This is a genomic window from Hyphomicrobiales bacterium (genome assembly GCA_016710435.1).
In the GTDB taxonomy this organism is placed as follows: Bacteria; Pseudomonadota; Alphaproteobacteria; order Rhizobiales; family Aestuariivirgaceae; genus Aestuariivirga.
Map to the genome: position 1 here is coordinate 802145 of JADJVV010000001.1, position 22454 is coordinate 824598.

The window sequence follows — 22454 nt, forward strand, 5'->3', positions numbered from 1 at the left end:
CAGCCATGTTCGAGAAAAGCGGCCCGCAACGATCCCTCGTCATCCTGACCATGGCCGACGGGCGGACCCTGATGGCCAGCGTCAAGCTCGCCATGTCCGGAAAACTGGCGGACATCCTGAACAATGCCGACCGCTACCTGGATGTGCTGGGGCCGGAGGGCGAGCAGTTCTTCCTCTCCAAGGATCTCGTCCACCGGGTCGCCGCCGCCAACCCGCCCAAGGCGGAACTGAACTTGCAGCGCCGCAACTCGGACCAAAGCGGCTTCAACCCCTGGGCCGTGCTCGGCGTGAGCCGGGAGGCCTCACCGGATGACATCAAGACCGCCTACCGCACGCTGGTGAAGATGTACCATCCCGACCGTTTCGCCAATCTCGACCTGCCCGTTGAGATGAAAGACTATGCGGCCGCAATGTTGGCGCGCATCAACATCGCCCACGATCAGCTGGTGGCGTCGGCCACGCCAAGGTAGCTGTCGAGACCCGCCAGGAACTCCTGGCGGATGACGTCGCGCTCCATCAGGATTTCGTGCAGGGCGTCCTGGATATAGACCAGCGACACGCCCGGCACCCTGCGCGCGAAAGTTTGCGCGGCGGCATTGTTCACCACCCGGTCGCGGCCCGCCAGCACCATGAGCACCGGGCATTTGGGACCCTTCGGCCAGTTCCCGCCGAGCGAGGCGATGCTGTCCATCGTCGCATTGAGCCAGCCGAAGGTTGGCCCGCCGAGGCCCAGTTCGGGATGGCGCTGCAAGGTGATCTGGTCGCGTTCCCAGCGTCGCGGTTCCAGCGTCAGCGGGTTGTCCACGTAGTCGCGGGCCATGAAGGGCTCACGCCGCATGCCAGGCAGCAGGATCCACGAGAAGCGGCCCTGGGTGAAGACATAGCTGAGGAAGCGCGCCATCCAGCGCGGCCAGAGATTGTAGTTGAGGTCGATGAGCGGGGCCGTGAGAATGGCCTTCGAGAACCACGTCTCGCGCAAGATGCTGCGCAAAAGGATGTGCCCGCCGGTGGAGTGGGCCAGCGCATAGTAAGGCCCAGGACAATGGGCCCGCACCAGTTGGTCCATCGCCGTGCGCAGGTCCTCGTCAAAGGAGCGGAAATTGCCGATGTGGCCGCGCAGGCGGTCCTTGAGCAGGCGTTCGGAGCCGCCCTGCCCGCGCCAGTCGAAACTCGCCACGCAGAACCCGCGGGCCGCAAGGTCGCGCATGGTTTCGAAGTAGCGTTCCATGAAGTCGCTGCGGCCGGTGAGCAGCAGGATGGTGCCGCGCTCGCCTGTGCCGCATTTCATGCCGCGCAGGTCATAGCCATCCGCCGTCTTGAGCGGAATGACTTCCGCCCCGGGGGGCAGACGGTTTTCCAGTGTGGGATAAAGCTCCATGCCGGGCCAAGCTATAGGCAAGGCCACGGCAGGGGACAAGACGGAGTTATTTCAGCTTCTGGACGTCGCTGATTTCGCCCGTGGCCGATGACACCTTGATCAGATAGGCGTTGGCGGCGCGCGTGGCATCAAAGGTGTAGGTGGCGCCCGAACAGGTCCGCGGCTTCACGCTGGTGAAGCCATAGCCCGAGACGATCTCGGCACCCTTGCTGCAACCGATGCCGGCACCCGCCGGGGCCGCAGCCTTGGCAGCCGTTGCCGCAGTCGCCACCTTTGCCGGCGGAGGCGTCACAGTCTTGGCCGCCGGAATCGGAGGTTTCGCCACAACGGCCGCGCTGGTCAGCGGCGGATTGGCCTTGATCGCTGCCGTGCTGGTCGGTGACTTTACAGTCACGGCCTCGCTGGACGAAGCCGACACCTTGGTCGCCACAGGCGCGGCAGGCTTGATCACCGGCTTCACCTTGGGCTTCACCACGGCTGAGGCCGTCTGCACGGGCTTGGCCGGCGTCTTCTTCACGGCAACCTTCTTGGTCTTGGGCTTGACCACGCGCTTCACCGGCGGCTCGTATACGGGGTCGAGGTCCTCGTCCTCGTTGCCGTAGTCGAGCACCACGTTGCGGTCGCGATGGCGGCGCGGAATGAACACGTCTTCCTCGTCCTCCGGATCGAAGAAGCCCACGTCCTCGTCATCCGTCTCGTCGCGGTAGAGGTAGCCGGAGAGATGCGGCGCGTAGATCTTCGGCCACAGCACACGCATGCGGTAGCGGTGATCGGCGGCCGCCTCACCGGTGGTCTGCAGGACGGCGACCAGCGCCAGGGCGGAAACGGCGGCAGCGCGGAACAATGACATGGCAGTAATCCCCTTCAAACTTAGGCGGGCGGGTGGAATGTCCTCCCCTCCCAACGAACTCACATGGCGTACGGTTTCACCCGGCCCGTATGGGCGTTCACCTTCACAAGATAGCGGTGACCGCGCTTGCTGCCGGTGAAGCTGTAGCTCTTGCCGCTGCAATCCTTGCTCACGACCTTCTTGAAACCGAGGCTGCGCACGCGTTCGCGCGCTTCGCCGCAGGAAAGGCGGTGGCTGAAGGAATAGCCCGGATCATCATTGTAGACGCGGTAGCCCGGGTCGAACGGATCGTTGGACCAGGAATAGTAGCCCGGATCGCGGCGCATGATGTGATTGGTGCCGCCCCAGCGCGGTTCGGAGCAATGCAGGGCATGGCCAAAACGCATGCAATGCTGGCCGAAGGGATAGTCCTCGAATTCGAAGAATGGCCGCTGCAGATGACGATGCGGCTTGGCTTCCGCCGCTGCTCCGCCAAAGCCCGCAAGCATCATGGCGGCAAGGCCAGTGGCGGTGATGATCGTCTTGATAGTCATGGATGTGCCCTCCGGTACAGGACGTGCCCCGCACCACGGATGCCGTCCTAGAGGGCGAAAATGGCAGAAACTTGCTGAACGTTAACCAACCCCCGCGTTCATCTGCGGTTCAGCATGGTGGCGGAAATGTGGCGGGCGCGGCAATTGCCGCGCCCCGTTCAATCGTTTGCTCAGTAGAGCGCCGATACCGAGATGATCTCGCCGTACTTGCGGCTGACCTTGATGCGGTACTTGTCGCCATGCTTCCAGCCGGTGAAGGTGTAGGTCTTGCCGGAGCAATCCAGCGTGTTGACCTTGTGGAAGTTGGCGCTCTTCACCTGCCACTTGGCTTCGCCGCAAGACACGCCCCACGAACCGCCGTGATGGCCGTGGCCATAGACCGGGTAGCTGTCATACCCGTCATAGTAGGGTTCGTAGGCCGGGTAGCCGTAGTTCGGATAGAGACCGATGCCGACGTCCACATGGACCTTGCCGGCCTGGGCCGAGGTGGCGGAAAAACCGGCGACGGCAGCAGCAACAGCAGCAGCGGCGATGAGGGATTTCTTCAACATGGTTTGCACTCCAGAGACAGCCCCGATTGGCCATCGTTGTCGCCAGAGATAGCGCGGCAAAGTTGAACTGAAGCCCAACCTTCCATTCATCTGCCGTTCATTTTTCCAGGCCCCGCCCCCTTGAACTCGCCTTCCCCCTCCCTACCTGAGAGGCGTGGCCGCCACTCGGGGCCACGCAAAACCAACAGAAGCCCGGCCATTCCGGCGGGCAACCGCAGACACTGCTTCAAGGAGAGTGTGACATGTTTGATTATTCCCCCTTCAACCGTTCCTCCGTTGGCTTCGACCGCCTGTTCCGTTTGCTCGATGAAGCCGCAAACGTCGAAACCCAGGCCTGGCCGCCCTACAACATCGAGCGCCTCGGCGAGAACGACTATCGCATCACCATCGCTGTCGCAGGCTTCGGCCCGGCCGACATCGCGATTGAAGCCAAGGGCAACAGCCTGACGATCACCGGCAAGAAGGCCGACAAGGCCGATCCCTCGGTGGAAGTGCTCCATCAGGGCATCGCCGGACGCAGCTTCGAGCGCCGCTTCCAGCTCGCCGACTACGTCGAGGTGAAGGGTGCGGAGATGTCTCATGGCCTCCTGCATGTGGCGCTTGCCCGCGTGCTTCCGGAAGCCATGAAGCCGCGCCAGATCGCCATCAACACGACGGACAAGCCGAAGGCCATCGAAGCCAAGGCCGCCTGATTCTTCCGATCAGGTCCGAATGAATGGAGGGCAGTGCGCAGGCACTGCCCTTTATTGTTGTCAGGCGGCGCTCAACCTTTGCCCTGCGCGCGCAAAGGCCATGACGATCAGCAGCAGTGAGGCCAGCGCGAAGATGGCGCAGGCGGCAAAGACGGTGCTCACGGAATGCGCCGCCGCGAGCACGCCGAGCGTCCACGGCAGCGCCACGCGCGGCAAGCCGCCGACCAGTGCTGTATAGCTCATGGCCGCCGCCCGCGCCTGCGGCGCAAGCCGGCCTGCCAGCGCAAAGAGGCAGGGGAACACCAGCGACACGCCGAAACCAACCGCTGCAAAGGCCAGTGCCGAAAGCCAGAACCCCGGCGCAAGGCCGAGCCCGGCAAAGCCGGCAACGGCAACCGCCAGTCCCACGGCCATCACCCGCAAGTCGCCGAAGCCCGTGCGCAACCGGTCGCCGAACAACCGCATGCCGCCGCTGCAGATGCCGAAGAAGCAAAGGCCAAGGCCAGAGAACGCAGCAAAATCCGGCGCCACCTTGGCCAGCAATTGTCCGGACCACTGGATGGCCGCGACCTCGCAGGTGACACTGAAGCCAGCGGCAAGCCCGATCACGGTCAGCAATCCACGCGGCAGGGGAACGCGTTCGTGCCCCGCCGTGACAACGGCCGGTCCGCGCTCGTGGAAATGCTTGTGGATTGCACCCCACGCCAGAAGCAGCGGCACCGCCGCCAGCACGATTCCAAACCAGGGCGCCAGCAAAACCGATGTCATGCTCCCCGCCAGCGCAAAGCCGGCAATCGCGAGCATGGCGCACGCGTGATAGGTGCTGAACACCGGCCGCGACAACTCATGTTCCACGACAGAGGCTTCGGCATTCATGAAGATATCCATGGTGCCGATGCAGGCGTTGAGCAGCAGGAAGGTGACGAAGAATGTGACCGGCGAATTGCTCGACAGGGCCGCAAGCAGGACGGCGATGGAAACGGGCACGATGAACAGCAACACCGTGCGCGGACTGGCGATGCGGTTGACCAGTCCACCCGCCGCCATGCAGCCGATGTTCACAAGCATGCCGAGGCTGCCCGCAATGCCGAAGGCAAAGGGCGAGATGCCGCTTTTCGCAATCAAGACCGGAATGGACCCCACATGCGTTCCCACGACCGAGCCGAAGGCGGCGAAGGTGAGGATGAGGGCGAGATGCGCCTTGTTCAAAACGCTCAGCCCCGTCCCGTCAGCGGCATCTTGGTGGCCATGACGGTCATGAACAACACGTTGGCCTCCAGCGGCAGTTGTGCCATGTGCACAACGGAGGAGGCGACATGGGCCACATCCATGCGCGGCTCCGGCGCAAGCCGTCCATCGGCCTGGGGAACGCCATCCGTCATGCGCGATGTCATGTCGGTGGCGGCATTGCCGATGTCGATCTGCCCGCAGGCAATGTTGTATTTGCGCCCATCGAGCGCAGTTGATTTCGTCAGCCCCGTGATGGCGTGCTTGGTCGCCGTGTAGGGCGCGGAATTGGGGCGGGGTGCCGTTGCAGAGATGGAGCCGTTGTTGATGATGCGCCCGCCCATCGGCACCTGCGCCTTCATGATCTTGAAGGCTTCTTGCGTGCACAGGAAAGGCCCCGTGAGATTGGTGTTCACCACCGCACTCCACTGCGCGAAGGTGAGGTCCTCCAGCATCACTGTTCCCGGCGCGCCTGTTCCGGCGTTGTTGAACAGCAGGTCGAGACGGCCGTAGGCCTTGAGTGTCTCGGCAAACAGCGCGCGCACACTCTCCGGGTTGGTCACATCAGCGGTGACGCACAGGCACTCGCCCTTGATCAGGCGTTTGGTCTCCGCCAGCTTGTCCATGTGCCGGCCCGTGAGGACGACTGCAAATCCGGCCTCCGACAGGGCAACGGCACAGGCCCGGCCGATACCGGTTCCTGCACCCGTGATCAGTGCAACTTTCATGGTCCTGCTCCGCCCTCAGATGATGTTCGCTGCCAGCCCGATGGCCCGCAGCCCTGCGACAATGGCCGTGGCAACTCCATAGCCCGCCTTGGCCCCCGCCACCTCCAACGCAGACGCATAGGCGCCCCCGATCTTTGCCGAGGCGAGGATCAGGTATTGGGCACCGGGATCGCGGCCCATCAGCGCGTGGCCCACTTCCGCCCCGACAACGAGACCCGAGAGGTAGGCGGACACCGAAGCGCCCGGCAGTTCCTCATAGAGTGCGAGGCTGCGCGCGGAAAACAGGAGATGGCTGAGGCCCGCAGGATCAGCCAGCGCTTTTTCCACACCGCGCCGGAATGCCGGCTCGTCCGTTGCTTCGCCCGCGATGAGGCGGCCGAGGATGCTGTGGGCTTTCAAGACCGCATACATCTCGCCTGTCACATAGGTATCGAAGCGGACGATTCTGCCATCCTCCACATCGATCCATTTCGAGTGCGTGCCGGGCGTGATGAAATGTTTCGCCCCCGATTCGAGGGCCCCGAAGACCTGCGTCTCCTCGCTCCGCATCACATCATGGCCGAGACTGGGGCTGAGGTAATGGAGGCCGGTCGAGAAGTGAACAATACGGCCCGAAGCCATCTCATGCCGGTGCAAAGCCGCCGCCATGTCAGCGGGGCCTGCAGGGCAATCACGGTAGGGAAGTTCGATCCAGCCCTGCCGTGATGTGATCATGCCAGCCGCCAGGATGGGCAGCCGCCGGTCCCAGCGGGAAAGGCGTTGTTCCAGAGCCGAATCGAACGCACCGTCGCTGACGGCGAGGATCCCGTTTCCATCAGCCACTTCATCCACGACCCGCCCGCCGCCATCGACATGATAGGCGCGGAAGGACGTTGTGCCCCAGTCGACCGCGACGAAGGGCTTCGTCATCACAGCGCCTTCACGCCGCCCGGCTTGAAGTCGGGTTTCATCAGCTTCAGCGGATTGCGCAGGGGCGCTCCGAAGGGAGCCGCTTCGATTTCGAAGACATCGCCCTCTTCCGTGCGGAAACCGTCCGCGATCGAAAGCGTTGCCGTGCCGAAATAATGGATGTGCAGATCGCCCGGCTTGCGGAACGCTTCATACTTGAAGTGATGGTATTCGAGGTTGGCCAGCGTGTGGGACATGTTGCCTTCACCCGTGAGGAATGGCTTCTCCCACACCACCTTGCCCTTGCGGAGGATGCGGCTCTTGCCTTCGATGTTCTGCGGCAGGGCGCCCATGATCATCTCCGGGCCGATCGCCGAATGGCGCAACTTGGAATGGGCGAGATAGAGATAGTTCTGCCGTTCCGTCACGTGATCCGAATATTCGTTGCCCAGCGCAAAGCCGAGGCGCACGGGCCGCCCTTTGCCGTCAATCAGATAGAGTCCGGCAATCTCTGGCTCCTCGCCGCCGTCCAGCGCGAAGGAGGGCTGTGGCAGCGGCGCACCTGGGGCGACGAGCCAGCGGCCATCGCCCTTGTAGAACCACTCCGGCTGCACGCCCGCCTCGCCCTTCGCAGGCTTGCCGCCCTCAATGCCCATCTTGAACATCTTGAGGCTGTCAGTCAGCGTCTCTTCCGCAGTGTCGAGCTTCTTGTGCATCGAGTCGCGCGCCGCGGCTGAGCCCAAATGCGTGAGGCCCGTGCCCGTGATGATGCAATGCGCGGGATCTGCGTGATCGACAGGCGGCAGCACGCGCCGTTCCTTCAGCGCGGCGGCATAATCTTCACCCTTGGACGAGGCGAGAGACGCCGCGAGTTTTGCAAGTCCGGCACGCTCCACCAGCGCATGCTCGGCAAGTTCCAGCGTGGTGCGCAGACCCTTGATGGGGTGCAGCTGCCCGTCCTTCACGACGGCCACCTGGCGCTTGCCCTTTTCATTGACGTACTGAACGATGTTCATGGTTGTCCTCTCAGCCAGCAAAACTGTTCTTGGGCGTTCCCCTCACACCCGGGTTGAAACAAAAGAGTCCGCCCTGCAGCGGATGACGCATCAGGGAGGCATGATCGAGATGGGCCCGCGATGACGTCACATACATCACGTCGAGATTGTCTCCGCCGAAGCACACGCATGTCGGCCGCTGCGCCGGCATGGCGACCACGCGATCGATACGGCCACGCGGATCGATGCGCACCACGCACGAGCCATCCCACCGGGCGCTCCACACGAAACCCTCGGCATCGACGGTGGCGCCATCCGGATAACCATGGGCGCGGCTGTCATTGAACACGCGGCGGTTCGACACTTGGCCCGTGGCGCCGTCGAAGTCATAGGCGTAGATCACCTGGTTCTTCGAATCCGAGAAATAGAAGACGCGGCCATCGGGCGACCAGCACGGGCCGTTGGAAACGCCGATACTATCTTCCACGCGGCGGGACGTGCGCTCCCCATCGACACAATAGAGCGCGCCCGTATCGGCCGGGATCGGCAGGTCCTCGCCGTTCGGGCCGATGTTCTGGTGCATGGTGCCGATCCACAACCGCCCCTGCGGGTCGCAGGCACCATCATTGAAACGGTTCTGCGGACGGTCGCGCTCGGGAAAAGCAAATGGCGAAATGGCACCCGTCGCAGGATCGAAACTGTACACGCCGTCTTCCCCGCCCAGCACGACGCCACCCAGGCGGCGGAGCGCGATGGTGGTCAACAGCAGGGACGAGTGCCACATGCGATGATCGCCGGTCGACGGAACGAACCGGTGAATGGTGCTGGGCCGCGCGATGTCGATCCACCACAGGCATTGGCCGTCATGGTCCCACAGGCAGCCTTCGCCGAGGCTGTCGGCTGATGCAACGAGGCAGGTAATGGGCACCGTTCCCATGGGGTTCTCCGCAGAAGCCGCACCGGAATAAAGCCACTCCCGCCACCTTACAAATGTTTAATCGGGGATGGCCTTGAATATCCGCAATTGCTCTATATTTCGGGGAGACCAGCGCCGGGCCCCTCTGGCAGGATTCCCTCCTGCGATGTCGGAGCTGGATCAGTTCAACCTTCTGATTGAGAGCCCGGCATGGAAATCCTCTTCGCCTTCCTGTCTGCCGACGTCTTCGGCACGCCAGCCTATTTCTGGATGGTCTTTGCGACCATTGTTGTTGCCCTTCTGGTCTTCGACCTCGGCGTCCTGCACCGGGATGACCACGAGATCTCCGCCCGTGAAAGTTTCGCGCTCTACGCTGGCTACGTCGGCATTGCCGTGGCCTTCGGCGCCTGGGTGTGGTGGTCGCGCGGTGCCCAGAGCGGTCTGGAATTCTACACGGGCTACGTGATCGAACAGTCACTGGCGATGGACAACATCTTCGTCATCGCCACCATCTTCGGCTATTTCGCCGTGCCCCGTGCCTATCAGCACCGCGTGCTGTTCTGGGGCATCCTTGGCGCAATCCTCATGCGGGCACTGATGATCGGGCTCGGTGCTGCCCTGGTCACGCAGTTCAGCTGGATCCTCTATCTTTTCGGCGCTTTCCTCGTGTTCACAGGCGTGAAGATGTTCGCCGCCACGGATGAGAAATCCGATTTCGACAGCAATCCCGTGCTGAAATACCTGCGCCGGCATTTCCGTATCACCTCCGAACTGCACGGCCACGACTTCACCGTGAGGAAGAAGGACCCCGCCTCGGGCAAGCTCGTCACCTGGCTCACCCCGCTCGCCGTGGCGCTCATCCTCGTCGAATGCGTGGACCTGATCTTCGCGGTCGACTCCGTGCCCGCGATCTTCGCCGTCACGCTCGACCCCTTCATTGTCTACACTTCAAACATCTTCGCGATCCTCGGCCTGCGTTCGCTCTATTTCGCCCTGGCCGCCGCCATGCACCGCTTCAAGTACCTGAAGGTGTCACTCGCCACGATCCTCGTCCTCGTCGGCATCAAGATCTTCCTCGTGCCGCTGGGCGTGAAGGTGGACACGTTGCTCTCGCTGGTCGTGACACTGGCGATCCTGGCCGCGGGTGTTCTCTTCTCCCTGTGGCGCACCCGCAACGAACCCGCCATGGACACCGACATGCACGATCTCGTCAAATAGCATCCCAACATTCAGCATCGGAACGATATACACATGAAGCAATTGGAACTCATGGTCGAACGCATCATCCTGGCCTCGCGCTGGCTCCTGGTGGTGTTCTATCTCGGCCTCGCCATGGCCCTGTTGCTGTACGCCATCTCGTTCCTCCGCAAGCTGTGGGAGTATTTCTCGAAGGTCATGGTGCTGGAGGAGACCGACGCCATCCTCAAGATCCTCGCACTCATCGATGCAAGCCTTGTTGCGAGCCTCGTGGTGATGGTGATCATCTCCGGCTACGAGAACTTCGTCAGCCGCTTCGATGAGGCCGAAGAAAAGAGCGGCGAACTGTCGTGGCTCGGCAAGATCGACGCGGGCTCGCTCAAGATCAAGGTGGCATCGACGATCGTGGCCATCTCCTCGATCCACCTGCTGCAGGTCTTCCTCAATGCCAACCAGTACACCAGCGACAAGATCATGTGGCTGACGGTCATGCACATGGCCTTCGTCGCGTCCGCCCTGCTGCTCGCCTACATCGACCGCGTGATGGCCACGACCAAGAAATGAAAAGAGCGGGGCGAGACCCCGCTCTCTTTTCTTTTTCGCGCGCTGCTCAGACCGTGCGCAGATACCATTCGAAATCCCGCACGGTGGGCTCGGCGAAGAAGCGGTCCGCCTCCACCTCCTTCAACGTGCAGAAGGTGTCCACGAACTCCTTGCCGAAATACTCCTTCAGGATCGAGGCGCGCCAGAAGGCATCAATGGCATCGAACCAGTTGCCGGGAATATATTTTGCGCGCTTTTCATAGCCATTGCCGACGACCGGGTTGCCGGGATCTTCCTTCTCCGAAATACCGTAATGCATGCCCGCGAGGATTGCCGCCATGACGAGATAGGGGTTGGCATCAGCGCCAGAGGGACGGTGCTCGATGTGGCAGGCCTTGGCAGAGCCTGCTGGAATGCGCAGGCTCACGGTGCGGTTGTTCACGCCCCAGTTGGCAGCAACCGGCGCATAGGAGTTGCGGCGGAAGCGGCGGTAGGAATTGGCGTTGGGAGCGAAGATCAGCATGGATTCCGCCATGGCCGCCTTCAATCCGCCGATGGCATGCATCAGCAACTGGTTCTCCGCCGGAACATCGGCGGCAAAGAGATTGTTGCCATCTTCATCGCCAAGCGACACATGCACATGCATGCCCGAGCCGGTCCATTGCGAATAGGGCTTGGCCATGAAAGTTGCGCAAAGCCCGTGCTTCTCGGCCGCGGCCTTGATGACACGCTTCAGCATGACGGCCTCGTCACAGGCCTTCAGAACGTCGGCGCGGTGACGCAAGACGATTTCCATCTGCCCCGGCGCATATTCCGAGATCAGCGTCTTGGCAGGAAGCCCCTGCGCATCGCACCAGGCATAGAGGTCCTTGAAGAACGGGCCGAAATCATCCGTGTCCTGAAGATAATAGGCCTGGTAATGTTGCGGCCGGGCCTCGTTGATCAGCGAACGGGGCGGAATGGGCTTGCCCGCCATGGCCGAGGCACGGTCCATGAGGAAGAATTCAAGTTCGATCGCACCGACAGGAACCATCTTGAGGTCTTCGGTGAAGCGGCGGATGATTTTCTCCAGCGCATTGCGCGGGTCCGCATAGGCAGGTGTGCCGTCGAGATCGTGGATAGCCGCCACATATTGTGCCGTGTTCTCGAGCCACGGCACACGGTGCAGTGACCCCGGCACGGGCCAGAGCAGCAAATCGCGGTCGCCCTCGTCAAAGACCAGCCCCGTTTCGGGCACGTCCTGTCCGGTGGCATCGAGCACCAGCGCGGAGATGGGGAAGAAGCGGCCGTCGTTCCAGGCGGGCACCACTTCGTCGCGGCGCAGCACCTTGCCGCGCACGACGCCGCACAGATCGGTCCAGACGATCTGTACGCTGTCGATATCAGAGTTGGCATCCAGGAAGGCTTGCGCCTCGGCGCCACGCTTGGGGGTGACATAAGACATTTTGAACTCCTCCCTTTCGGGATTTCAGCTCTTCAGCTCGGCGATGCAGCGGTCCAGGTTGCGGATCAGTGTGTCGACGTGGTCGTCGGTGGTGGCCGGGCAGATGAGCATCATGTTGTGGAACGGCGTGATCACCACGCCGCGGTTCAGGAGAAAATGATGCACGGCCTCGTCAATCGGACGGTGGATCACCTTCGACGCCTCGCAACCGTTTTTCGGACGGCCCGGGCAGCACATGAATTCCACGCGGGCTCCCACGCGGGTCACGTGCCAGGGCACACCATGTTTGATGATGACATCCGCAATTCCCTTTTCCAGACGCCGCGCCCGGTTGATGAGCGGCAGGAAGGCGTCTGGCGTGAAGAATGTCTTGAGCACCGTCTTGATGAGGGCGATCTGGATCTTCGAGCCTGACAATGTGGTGCCGATGCCGGAGCGGCCTTCGCCGCGGCTCGCCAGGTATTCGCGGATGCGCATGGCAACGGCTGTTGAAAAACCGTAGGCCGCGGCGGGAATGCCGCCAGCGATGGGCTTTCCGAACACGAGACCATCAGGCCGCAGCCCCGCCTCCCGCGTATAGCCGCCGGGTCCGGAGGACAGCGTATGCGTTTCGTCGAGGATCAGCAGCGTGCCCGTCTTTTCCGTCAGCACACGGAGTTTTTCAAGAAATCCCGGGGCCGGCAGCACCATGCCGATATTCGTCATCACCGGTTCGGCCAGCACGCAGGCCACATCGCCAGGTGCGAGAGCAGCTTCCAGCGCCGCCTCGTCGTTGAATTCCACGACCTTGGTAAAGGCCGTGAGGTCGCGCGGTTCTCCGACGAGACCTTCCACCATCTTCACCCGGCCATCGTCTGCGGTGACGAAGGTGTCATCCACGCAGCCGTGATAGCAATGATTGAACACGAGGATCTTGCTCCGCCCCGTGATGGCGCGGCACCAGCGCAGCACGGCGCGGTTGGCATCGGAGGCCGTGGCCGTCACCTGCCAGTAGGGAAGGCCGAAGCGGTCCTGGAGCAAGCCCCCCACCTCGTCTGCGTCTTCCGACGGCAGCATGGTGGTGAGGCCGGTGGCCCCTTCCCGCGCCAGCGTTTCCGCCACGGCAGGTGGTGAATGTCCAAACATGGCGCCCGTGTCGCCCAGGCAGAAGTCGATGTAGTGATTGCCATCCGCATCGGTGAGATCGACGCCCGTGGCGTGGTTCACAAACAGGGGAAAGGGCGTTCCCCAGTCCACCATCCAGTGCATCGGAACACCGCGGAGCCAGTGCTCAGCCGCCTTCTCACCGAGCGCCCTTGAAATCGGATTGCGTTGCCGGAAGTGAGCCTTTTCACGCGTGATCATCGCCTCGACGGCGATGTCCGAAAGGGTTGAAGGCAAGATGAACCTGAAAGTTGTTTCCGTTGACCATGGCCTTAGCCGGGTTTAAGGGGCGACCTCAACCCCTCAGGTTTGCACTGCAACATAACTCAGGACTTGCCCCATGAGCCGCATCGCCTACGTCAACGGTCAATACCTGCCCGAAGCCGACGCCAAGGTTTCGATCTTTGATCGCGGCTTCCTCTTCGCCGACGGGGTGTATGAGGTGACGCCGATCGTGAACGGCAGGCTCGTGGATTATGACGCGCACATCGAGCGCCTCGACCGCTCCCTCAAGGAATTGCGCATGGCCTGGCCCTGCACGGCTGCCGAACTCCGCGCCATGCATGAGGAACTGGTGAAGCGCAATGCCCTCCGCGAAGGCATCATCTACATGCAGGTGACGCGCGGCGTGGCCGACCGCCAGTTCAATTTTCCCAAGGAGGCAAAATCCTCCCTCGTCGCCTTCCCGCAGGTGATGGTGCTCGTCGACAACCCCAATGCCCGCACCGGCGTGAAGGTGGTGACGACGCCGGATATCCGCTGGCTGCGCCGCGACATCAAGTCGGTGATGCTGCTCGCCCCCGTGCTGGGCAAGCAGGAAGCCTATGAAAAGGGCGCGAGCGAAGGCTGGATGGTGGAGGATGGTTTCGTCACCGAAGGCACGTCATCCAACGCCTACATCGTCAAGGACAACACCGTCATCACGCGGCCCCTGTCCAATCGCATCCTCGCGGGCTGCACCCGCCGTGCCCTCTTCCGCCTCGCCAGGGAGCATGGCGTGAAGATCGAGGAACGCGCCTTCACGCCGGATGAGGCTTGCGCCGCGGACGAAGCCTTCCTCACCTCCGCCTCGCAATTCGTGATGCCCATCGTGGAAATCGACGGCAAGCGCGTGGGCGGCGGACAGCCAGGGCCCATCACCCGCAAGCTCCGCGACTTTTTCATGGAAGAAGTCCAGTCCGCCTGAGATTGGCAGGGTTCAGAAACCCACCCGGTCGCCGCCCTTGAGGGCGAGCATCGCGCGCGCTTCCGCCGGCGTCGCAACCTCGAGTCCCAGTTCCTCGATGATGCGGCGGATCTTGGAAACCTGCGCGGCATTGTTGGGCGCCAGTTGCCCCTTGCCGAGCCAGAGTGAATCCTCCAGCCCCACGCGCACGTTGCCGCCCAGCATGGCGGCCTGCGTGCAGAAAGCCATCTGGTTCTTGCCCGCCGCCAGCACGGACCAGCGGTAGCTGTCGCCGAACAGCTTGTCGGCGGTTTCCTTCATGAACATGAGATTGCGCATGTCGGCGCCAATGCCGCCGAGAATGCCGAAGATCATCTGTACGAAGAAGGGCGGCTTCACCAGGCCCCGGTCCACGAAATGGGCAAGTGTGTAGAGGTGGCCCACGTCATAGCATTCGTGCTCGAAGCGCGTGCCATGGGTCTCGCCCAGTTCCTTGAGGATGCGCGTGATGTCGCCGAAGGTATTGCGGAAGATGAAGTTGTCGGTGCCGCGCAGGAAGGGTTCTTCCCAGTCGTGTTTCCAGTCCTTGTAGCGGTCGGCGAGGCCGAAGATGCCGAAATTCATCGACCCCATGTTGAGCGAGCACATCTCCGGCTTGGCCACCAGCGGCGCGGCCATGCGCTGGTCCACCGTCATGTTGGCCCCGCCTCCTGTGGTGATGTTGATGACGGCATCACAGTTCTGCTTGATGCGCGGCAGGAACTGCATGAACACCTCCGGATCAGGCGTCGGCCGCCCATCCTTGGGGTCACGGGCGTGCAGGTGGATGATGGCAGCGCCCGCCTTCGCCGCCGCGATCGACTGCTCCGCAATCTCGTCGGGCGTGACGGGCAGATGCGGCGACATGGTGGGTGTGTGGATGGACCCCGTCACCGCAACCGAAATGATCACCTTGTTCGCCATGTCTTTCCCCCTCCCTGATCGCGCGGCCTTGTGATTTCGTTTGCGCCGCATCGCTTCCAGAGTTCACTCCATATCGCGAATAGAAGCCCATGTCACGAAACCCGCCCACCCCAAATGAAAAGCGCCAGAGCACTTCTGCTCTGGCGCTTTCCGGGACGTTGCAGTCGGGCGCTCAGCCGCTCATGCCATACATCTGCTTGTGCGTATTGCTGCTGTTGCCGTTGTTGATGCCCTTGAGGTCGGCATCCGTGCCGCAGGCACCGTTGACCCAGTTCGTCACGCAGGCAAGGCGCAATGCCTCACCCTTGTAGGCACTCGCAGGAAACTGCTTCGCGAAGCGTTGCAGCTGCCCCATGTCTCCAGACGAAATGGCGCGCGCCAGCGCAAGGGCATCAGGCGTCATGGCACCGGTAAAGGCAATGCCCGCAGCGGCGAAGATGGCAAGAATGGAAGTGCGACTCATGGTTCACCTCAGTGTGTTGAAACCCCTCAACAGCACATGTGGTACAGTTGCTACAGCCTGCAAGTGCGACAGAATGGCGGCCACACGCAGAAACTGAAACTGGTGGAGTGTCGAATTGCACAGAGATGAACAGAAGCGTGCCAAGGCACGAATGCCCTGGCACATGTATTCTGACGGGTGATACAGTCCTACGCTGGCGCGGCGTAGCCGGAGTTCGGGCCGGGGCTGCTGCTGTTGCCGTTGTTGATTCCCTTGAGATCAGAATCGCTGCCGCAAGCACCATTGACCCAGTTGGTCTGGCAGGCAAGACGAAGCGCATCCGGCGTGTAGGGACTGGCTGGATACTGCTTCATGAAGCGTTGCAGTTGCCCCATGTCGCCGGAAGAGATGGCGCGCGCCAAGGCCATGGCATCAGGCGTCATGGCACCCGTGAAGGCGATACCCGCGGCGGCAAAGATGGCAAGAATGGATGTGCGGCTCATGTGAGTGACCTCAAATGTTGAACTCCCCCCATTCATCATTTTGCCACCCGGATAAGCCGATAGCAAGACCACAGCACGTGCGAATGCGCTTCACGGAATGAGAAAAAACGCCAGGACTCAGGGAGTCCCGGCGAACAGAATGCAACGAACGATGATCAGCCGGAAGCGTAGCCCGACTTCGCCGGCGGGCTGCTGCTGTTGCCGTTGTTGATTCCCTTGAGATCGGAATCGCTGCTGCAGGCGCCGTTGACCCAATTGGTTTCGCACGCGAGGCGAACGGCCTCCGGTTTGTAGGGGCTCGCAGGATATTGCGTGATGAAGCGTTGCAGTTGGGCCATGTCTCCAGACGAAATCGCCCGGGCAAGAGCCATGGCGTCCGGGGTCATGGCGCCTGTGAAGGCGATTCCTGCGGCGGCAAAAATCGCGAGAATGGAAGTGCGGCTCATGAGTGTTCCTTGTTCAAGTGTGTGCAATGCCCCTCAAATGAGCATTTCGCACGCATGATTGACGTCCGCAAGGCTGTGCGGCGTGACTTCGTGAGAATCATCGGGAAAACGCCAGAGCACATCATGCTCTGGCGCATTTTTCAGCACTGTGCCGCACGTGCGGCCAGCAAGGTTCCAGCGTCAGGTCGTGGTATAGCCCGACTTCGGCGGCGGGCTGCTGCTGTTGCCGTTGTTGATTCCCTTGAGATCGGAATCGCTGCCGCAGGCACCATTGACCCAGTTGGTCTCACAGGCGAGACGAACGGCCGCCGGAGTGTAGGGACTGGCGGGATATTGTTTCACGAAGCGCTGCAATTGCCCCATGTCGCCGGAAGAGATGGCACGCGCCAGGGCCATGGCATCAGGCGTCATCGCTCCGGTAAATGCAATTCCGGCAGCTGCAAAGATGGCAAGGACGGATGTACGGCTCATGAGAAACCTCTATTTTGTTGACACCCCTCAAACTCAATTGTTGCATGGTGATGAGACGCTGGCAATTATGAATGATTGAAACCAGCGTTGCGAAAATGACAGGTATGACGGCAGTTCGTATGGCGGAAGACACAGCGGCAAAGGCAAGACCACTTCACGGTGTTCCAGATGCGAGGAATGCCCTCGTGTCCATCATCGTCACCCATTATAATTATTCACGTTTTGTGAAGACAGCCCTGGAGAGCGCGCTCGCCCAAACTCATTCTTTGGTTGAGATCATCGTCGTGGATGATTCGTCCGATGCGCCGCATCGCGCCGCCCTGCGTACCATCGTCAAGGACATCGGCGACCCGCGCGTAAACCTCGTCGAACTGCCCCATAACAAGGGACAGATCAATGCCGTGTTCGAAGGTCTCGCTGTTGCACGCGGAGAGTTTGTGGCGCTTCTCGATCCTGATGACATCTACGAACCCCGGTTCGTCGAACGGATGCTCGACTGCCACCTCAATCCCATCGTCTTTGCACCCGTGGCCACGTGCGAGATGGGCCTGTTCCGCATCGGCGGCAGCGTGCTCGCGCGAACTTACGTGGGTTACAGGTACAAGGCATTCACCGGCGGTACGCTGCCACGCGCCGAGGCCACCCTCGCCGACTTCGGCTTCACGGCCTATTATCCGCCGGAACACAATGGCTGGCTCTGGGCCACCACCTCCGCCATGATGTTCCGAAGGGACGCGCTGATGTTCCTACGGCGCAAGGCCTACATGGAGAATGTACGCCACTTCGCCGATGCCTATTGTGCCTACGGCGCGCACATGCTTGGCGGAACCCTGCTCATCGACGAGATGCTGAGCTGGCGCGGCCTCCATGATTCCAACACGGCCGAGAGCGAACATGTCATCGGATTGCACCAGCATCGCCATCGCCCGGATTTCGAAGACGTCACCCACGAGGTCAAACTTTTCGTCATCGGCACGTTGCTGGAGAATGGCGCCCGCGCGGTCTGGCGCGACCACAAGCTGGCGGAAATGTTGCGGGGACAATTCGTGGACGAGGATATCGCCCTCCTCGCGGCGCAGCATCCATTCCTCGGAGAGGTCATGAAACTGGTCCCGCCGCTTTCGCCTCCACCGGACCTTCCATCAGCCTGAGGTCAGGACACCGTTCGCTGCTCGCGGCTTGTCGCGTGCATCAGGTCTGCTGTGCGGGTGTAAAGATCGAGATAGGTGGACATGCGGCGGCTGTAGACGCCGGCATTGCTGGCGTCGGGCTCCACCGTGTGATCCATCTCCACCCATCTCGAAATGGCGGCTGCATCGTGGATGAGCCCCGCCGCATAACCGGCAATGAAGCAGTTGCCGTAGGAAGCCCCCATGGTGAGCGCTGGCACCCGTTGCGGCAGGCCGGTGATGTCGGAGACGGATTGCAGCCACACCGCGTTCTTCGTGCCGCCGCCCACCGAAGTCATCATCCGGGGCTGCGCGCCCGCGCCTCTCATCACCTGCAGCGAATGGTTGATGGAATATCCCACGCCTTCGAGGGCGGCGCGGTAGAGATGTCCGCGGCCATGGCCGATGTCGAGGCCGAAGATCATGCCTCGCGCATCGGCATCGTTGAGCGGCGAGCGTTCGCCGGAAAAATACGGAAGCACGACGATCCCATCAGAACCGGGCGGCACCTTGGACGCAAGACTGGTGAGAACCGAATAGGCCTCGTCACCACCCGCCTTCTCCGCCGCCACGTGGTCGGCACCCATATTGTCGCGGAACCAGCGTGTGAGCGAGCCACTGGTGGCCATGCCGCCGTGCAGGCAGTAGGTGCCGGGAAAGATGAACGGCGTGGCAAAAAGTTTCTCGTGCATGATGGGCGCATCGCTCAGGAGCGTGATCCACGCGGTTGAGCCATACATCAGCATCATGTCGCCGGGCGAACGGACGCCGATGCTCATGGCCTCGCTTGCCACGTCGCAGGTGCCGATGGTGACGGCCGTGCCTTCAGCCAGCCCGGTACGGCGCGCCGCACTGGCGGTGACGCGGCCCGCAAGTTCCGTGGCCCAGCGCGGTACGGGCAGGCGGAGTGGATCGACGATCCCCTCGCACAGGTCTTCGGCCCAGGCCAGTCTGGCGGGCTCATAGAGAGGGCCAAAAAATCCGGCCGTCAAATGGTCGATGAAGAAGTTGCCCGTCAGCCGCGCTGCGATGAAGTTGGCGCAAGGGAGGAAGCTGTGCGCCATCTTGAACACCTCCGGCTCGTGGCGCTGCAGCCACAGGATCTTCGGCCCCATGGACTGCGCCGACAAGCCGTTGCCCGTGCGCCGGAAAATCTGTTCGGCACCGAGTTTCTTTTCCAGGTCCTCGATCTCGACGACCGACCGTGTATCGACACCGTACATGATGCCGCCGGAGCGCAACGGATCGGCATTGGCATCGACAGGCACCATGGAATAGATGCCGCTGAGACCCACGCTGGCCACGTCCTGCGCCCGCACCCTGGCCTGCTCCATGAGCAGCCGCACCAGCTCCACGAATTCGCCCCACCATACCGCTTCCACATCCTGTTCCACGAAACCCGGGCGCAGAAACTGCAATTCGTGCTTCAGCGCCGCCTTGGCGAGAACCTTGCCTGATGTGTCGCTCAGCACGCCCTTCGACTCGTAGGAGCCGATATCGATTCCAATCAGACAGGTTGCCATGGCATATTCCCCCTCGCGAGGTCATGCTGCCACAAACTGCCGCATTGGCAAGACGCAACGCAGAGGCGCGTGATGCGCGTCTTCCGCATTCAACCCACAGGAACACGAGCCCGCCATGTCATCACAGCCCTTCTCCCTTCACGGCAAACGCGCACTCGTCACGGGCGGCGCAAAAGGAATCGGCCGCGCCTGTGCGGAAGCCCTTGTCAAGGCGGGTGCCACGGTGGTGATTGCCGACGTTGATCCAACCGCGGGACAGCAGACCGCAAAGGACCTCGGCGGCACCTTTCACCGCCTCGACGTCACCGATCGCGCCGCCATTGAAGCATTGGCCCAGGAGCTGAAGTCGCTTCACGGCCCGCTCGATGTTCTCGTCAACAATGCCGGGATCGTCCACAACGCCCCCTCCGAAGCGCTGGCAGAGCAGGATTGGCTGCGCGTGATGGACGTCAATCTCAACGGCGTGTTCTATTGTGCGCAAGGATTCGGCAAGCACATGGTGGAGGCCGGACGGGGAGCGATCGTTTCCATTTCGTCGATCTGCGGCAGCGTCGCCGTCTATCCGCAACCGCAAGCGGCCTACAACGCCGCCAAGGCCGGCGTAAACCTGCTGACCAAATCCCTCGCTGTGGAATGGGCGCAGAAGGGCGTGCGCGTGAATGCTGTCGCCCCCGGATACACCGCAACGGAACTCACCCTCGCGGGCCGCTCGAAGCCGGAGTGGTTCGAGACATGGATGCGCATGACGCCGATGGGACGCCTCGGTGAACCGCATGAAATCGCCAATGCCGTTGTATTCCTCGCGTCGGATGCGGCAAGCTACATCACCGGAACAGTTCTCACCGTGGACGGTGGCTATACCGCGATGTGAAACGCGCATGGCGGGCCACGCACCCTTGAGTTCCGCCTTGCTCCTGCGTAGCCTTTTGCGCCAAACACCAGGCCGCAGTTCGGGGGCATTTCATGAACGACGGAATTCTGATCGGCATTGACGCGGGCACGTCCGTCATCAAATCGGTGGCCTTCGCGGGCGACGGAACCCAGCTTGCGGTCGCCGCAGTACCCAACGTCTATGTCACCCATGCCGATGGCGGCGTGGAACAGGACATGCACGTGACCTGGAATGCCGCGGCCGCCACATTGCGCGAATTGGGCGAGAAGATTCCGGATCTCGCCTCCCGTCTCATCGCCATTTCCGTCACCGCACAAGGCGATGGCATGTGGCTCATCGACAAGGCGGGAGAACCGGTCGGACCTGCGACGATCTGGCTCGACAACCGCGCCGCCTCCATCGTCGAGGACTTCGTTGCCTCGGAAAACTACGCGGCGCATTATGCGCGCACGGGAACCGGCCTTACCGTCGTGCAGATGAGCGGCAAGCTCGCCTGGATGCAGCGTCACCGCCCGGAGATGCTGGCCCGCGCTAGCCACGCCTTCCATTGCAAGGACTGGATCTATTTCAAGCTCACGGGCGAGCGCGTCACCGATCCGTCGGAAGCGAACTTCACTTTCGGCAACTACCAGACGCAGACGTACAAGCCTGACATCCTCGACCAGATGGGCGCGGGCACGGCCAGGCGACTGTTGACGCCCGTCGTCAACGGCACGGAAATCGCGGGCGCCTTGTCGGCGGATGCCGCCAAGGCTGCCAACCTGAAGACCGGCACACCCGTTTGTCTCGGTTACATCGACATCGTCTGCTCGGGGCTCGGCGGTGGGTTGTTCGATCCCAGCGGCCGTTCGGGCTGCACCATCGTCGGATCGACCGGCATGCACCAGCGCCTGCGCATGAGTGCCGGTGATGTGCGCCTCAACGCCGAACGCTCCGGTTTCACCTGCATCTTTCCGGCACCTGGCACCGTGGCGCAGATGCAGTCCAACATGGCCTCGACCCTCAACATCGACTGGTTGCTGGACGTTGCGCGCGGCGTTTTGTCCGACAGCGGTATAAGCAAGACGCGCGCCGACCTTCTCTCCGGCATGGACGGCAAACTGCTTGAGCGTGAGCCCGCGAAGCTCCTCTACCACCCCTACATCTCGCGCGCCGGCGAACGCGGGCCTTTCATGGACCTCTCCGCCCGCGCCATGTTCAACGGCCTCGACACCACGGCTGATTATTTCGACATGATGCGCGCCGTGTTCGAGAGCCTCGCCTTCGCCTCCCGCGATTGTTACGAAGCCATGGGGCCTGTGCCGCAGGAGGTCCGCATCACCGGTGGTGCGGCGCGCTCGAACGTGCTGCGCCTCATACTTGCCAGCGTCCTCAATGCCGAGGTGCGGAGCGTCACGCGCGAGGAAGCGGGTGCGGCCGGTGCCGCGATGATGGCTGCCGTGCAGCAGGGCCTCTACCCGGACATGGCCGCTTGCGCCGCCCGCTGGATTGATCCGCACCTCGGCGAACCTCTGAAACCGGATGGGCAGTTGGCGGCGAAATACGATGCCGTGTTCCCGCAATACGTAGCCGCGCGGAAAGCCATGCGGCCCATCTGGCGCGCCCTGCGCAATGGTTCCTGAGGACAAGGCTCCTCGCGTAAGCGACTGTTTTTGAATTTTTTTCCTTACGGTGGTCTGGTCGGTCGATGGCACGCCTTGCTTGCCGCACCGCCACTGCAAATCTCCCTTGCATAAAAATTCATCTTATGTATAAAAATCACGACAACGCCGGCAGGTGCTGGACGCTGCGAATT

General features: G+C 62.1%; 25 protein-coding genes. 8 read left to right on the forward strand and 17 right to left on the reverse strand.

What is annotated here, in order from left to right:
• Positions 1-92: 92 nt before the first annotated feature.
• Positions 93-470, forward strand: coding sequence for a J domain-containing protein (locus tag IPM06_03910; protein ID MBK8769560.1), 378 nt, complete (start codon positions 93-95; stop codon positions 468-470).
• Here the strand turns inward: IPM06_03910 and IPM06_03915 are convergent.
• The 4 genes from IPM06_03915 to IPM06_03930 form a co-directional block, all read right to left on the reverse strand.
• Complete coding sequence (locus IPM06_03915) at positions 440-1378, reverse strand: alpha/beta hydrolase (protein ID MBK8769561.1); 939 nt, start codon at positions 1376-1378, stop codon at positions 440-442. The genes IPM06_03910 and IPM06_03915 overlap by 31 nt on opposite strands.
• A gap of 46 nt (positions 1379-1424) precedes the next feature.
• Positions 1425-2228: a hypothetical protein gene (locus tag IPM06_03920; protein ID MBK8769562.1), complete on the reverse strand. Its 804-nt coding sequence runs from the start codon at positions 2226-2228 to the stop codon at positions 1425-1427.
• Positions 2229-2287: 59 nt separating this feature from the next.
• A complete protein-coding gene (locus tag IPM06_03925) occupies positions 2288-2761 on the reverse strand; it encodes a hypothetical protein (GenBank protein ID MBK8769563.1) in 474 nt (157 codons plus the stop codon).
• 170 nt (positions 2762-2931) lie between these two features.
• Entirely contained in the window at positions 2932-3312 is a 381-nt protein-coding gene (locus IPM06_03930) for a hypothetical protein (protein ID MBK8769564.1), read from the reverse strand.
• Between the two features lie 242 nt (positions 3313-3554).
• Here IPM06_03930 and IPM06_03935 point away from each other — a divergent pair, with 242 nt between their 5' ends.
• Positions 3555-4004: an Hsp20 family protein gene (locus tag IPM06_03935; GenBank protein MBK8769565.1), complete on the forward strand. Its 450-nt coding sequence runs from the start codon at positions 3555-3557 to the stop codon at positions 4002-4004.
• Positions 4005-4064: 60 nt separating this feature from the next.
• Here IPM06_03935 and IPM06_03940 read toward each other — a convergent pair whose 3' ends face one another.
• From IPM06_03940 to IPM06_03960, 5 genes are read right to left on the reverse strand one after another with little or no spacing between them, the layout of a single operon-like run.
• Complete coding sequence (locus IPM06_03940; protein ID MBK8769566.1) at positions 4065-5213, reverse strand: hypothetical protein; 1149 nt, start codon at positions 5211-5213, stop codon at positions 4065-4067.
• 5 nt (positions 5214-5218) lie between these two features.
• The gene (locus IPM06_03945; GenBank protein ID MBK8769567.1) at positions 5219-5959 is read right to left on the reverse strand and encodes an SDR family oxidoreductase; all 741 of its coding nucleotides are present in this window, start codon (positions 5957-5959) and stop codon (positions 5219-5221) included.
• 15 nt (positions 5960-5974) lie between these two features.
• A complete protein-coding gene (locus tag IPM06_03950; GenBank protein MBK8769568.1) occupies positions 5975-6868 on the reverse strand; it encodes a 2-dehydro-3-deoxygalactonokinase in 894 nt (297 codons plus the stop codon).
• On the reverse strand, positions 6868-7863 hold the full coding sequence (locus IPM06_03955; GenBank protein MBK8769569.1) for a GguC protein: 996 nt from the start codon (positions 7861-7863) through the stop codon (positions 6868-6870). Before IPM06_03955 ends, IPM06_03950 begins: the two co-directional genes overlap by 1 nt.
• Positions 7864-7873: 10 nt before the next feature.
• The gene (locus IPM06_03960; GenBank protein ID MBK8769570.1) at positions 7874-8779 is read right to left on the reverse strand and encodes an SMP-30/gluconolactonase/LRE family protein; all 906 of its coding nucleotides are present in this window, start codon (positions 8777-8779) and stop codon (positions 7874-7876) included.
• A gap of 189 nt (positions 8780-8968) precedes the next feature.
• On the opposite strand from IPM06_03960, the gene IPM06_03965 reads away from it, so the two are divergent.
• Together IPM06_03965 and IPM06_03970 are read left to right on the forward strand one after the other, a co-directional pair.
• Positions 8969-9976: a TerC family protein gene (locus IPM06_03965; GenBank protein MBK8769571.1), complete on the forward strand. Its 1008-nt coding sequence runs from the start codon at positions 8969-8971 to the stop codon at positions 9974-9976.
• 33 nt (positions 9977-10009) lie between these two features.
• A complete protein-coding gene (locus IPM06_03970) occupies positions 10010-10519 on the forward strand; it encodes a TIGR00645 family protein (protein ID MBK8769572.1) in 510 nt (169 codons plus the stop codon).
• Positions 10520-10565: 46 nt separating this feature from the next.
• Here the strand turns inward: IPM06_03970 and IPM06_03975 are convergent, their stop codons facing one another.
• On the reverse strand, positions 10566-11942 hold the full coding sequence (locus IPM06_03975) for a glutamine synthetase (protein MBK8769573.1): 1377 nt from the start codon (positions 11940-11942) through the stop codon (positions 10566-10568).
• A gap of 24 nt (positions 11943-11966) precedes the next feature.
• Positions 11967-13286: an aspartate aminotransferase family protein gene (locus IPM06_03980; protein ID MBK8769574.1), complete on the reverse strand. Its 1320-nt coding sequence runs from the start codon at positions 13284-13286 to the stop codon at positions 11967-11969.
• A 139-nt stretch (positions 13287-13425) separates the two neighbouring features.
• Here IPM06_03980 and IPM06_03985 point away from each other — a divergent pair, with 139 nt between their 5' ends.
• Positions 13426-14271, forward strand: a complete 846-nt coding sequence (locus tag IPM06_03985; protein ID MBK8769575.1) for a D-amino-acid transaminase — start codon at positions 13426-13428, stop codon at positions 14269-14271.
• Between the two features lie 12 nt (positions 14272-14283).
• On the opposite strand, the gene IPM06_03990 is transcribed toward IPM06_03985, so the two are convergent.
• From IPM06_03990 to IPM06_04010, 5 genes are all read right to left on the reverse strand, one after another.
• Positions 14284-15213, reverse strand: coding sequence for a 3-keto-5-aminohexanoate cleavage protein (locus tag IPM06_03990; protein MBK8769576.1), 930 nt, complete (start codon positions 15211-15213; stop codon positions 14284-14286).
• A gap of 172 nt (positions 15214-15385) precedes the next feature.
• On the reverse strand, positions 15386-15676 hold the full coding sequence (locus IPM06_03995) for a hypothetical protein (protein MBK8769577.1): 291 nt from the start codon (positions 15674-15676) through the stop codon (positions 15386-15388).
• A gap of 188 nt (positions 15677-15864) precedes the next feature.
• Entirely contained in the window at positions 15865-16158 is a 294-nt protein-coding gene (locus tag IPM06_04000; protein ID MBK8769578.1) for a hypothetical protein, read from the reverse strand.
• A gap of 155 nt (positions 16159-16313) precedes the next feature.
• Positions 16314-16604: a hypothetical protein gene (locus IPM06_04005; protein ID MBK8769579.1), complete on the reverse strand. Its 291-nt coding sequence runs from the start codon at positions 16602-16604 to the stop codon at positions 16314-16316.
• A 180-nt stretch (positions 16605-16784) separates the two neighbouring features.
• On the reverse strand, positions 16785-17075 hold the full coding sequence (locus IPM06_04010) for a hypothetical protein (GenBank protein ID MBK8769580.1): 291 nt from the start codon (positions 17073-17075) through the stop codon (positions 16785-16787).
• A gap of 185 nt (positions 17076-17260) precedes the next feature.
• Between IPM06_04010 and IPM06_04015 the strand changes: the two genes are divergently transcribed.
• The gene (locus IPM06_04015) at positions 17261-18226 is read left to right on the forward strand and encodes a glycosyltransferase family 2 protein (protein ID MBK8769581.1); all 966 of its coding nucleotides are present in this window, start codon (positions 17261-17263) and stop codon (positions 18224-18226) included.
• A 2-nt stretch (positions 18227-18228) separates the two neighbouring features.
• Here IPM06_04015 and IPM06_04020 read toward each other — a convergent pair whose 3' ends face one another.
• Positions 18229-19767 (reverse strand): FGGY-family carbohydrate kinase, encoded by a 1539-nt coding sequence (locus IPM06_04020; protein MBK8769582.1) that lies wholly within the window; start codon positions 19765-19767, stop codon positions 18229-18231.
• 115 nt (positions 19768-19882) lie between these two features.
• Between IPM06_04020 and IPM06_04025 the strand changes: the two genes are divergently transcribed.
• Both IPM06_04025 and IPM06_04030 read left to right on the forward strand, forming a co-directional pair.
• Positions 19883-20638 carry a 3-oxoacyl-ACP reductase FabG gene (locus IPM06_04025; protein MBK8769583.1) on the forward strand — a complete coding sequence of 252 codons (756 nt, stop codon included), beginning with the start codon at positions 19883-19885 and terminating at the stop codon, positions 20636-20638.
• Positions 20639-20730: 92 nt separating this feature from the next.
• The gene (locus IPM06_04030; GenBank protein ID MBK8769584.1) at positions 20731-22281 is read left to right on the forward strand and encodes a carbohydrate kinase; all 1551 of its coding nucleotides are present in this window, start codon (positions 20731-20733) and stop codon (positions 22279-22281) included.
• The last annotated feature ends 173 nt before the right edge of the window (positions 22282-22454 follow it).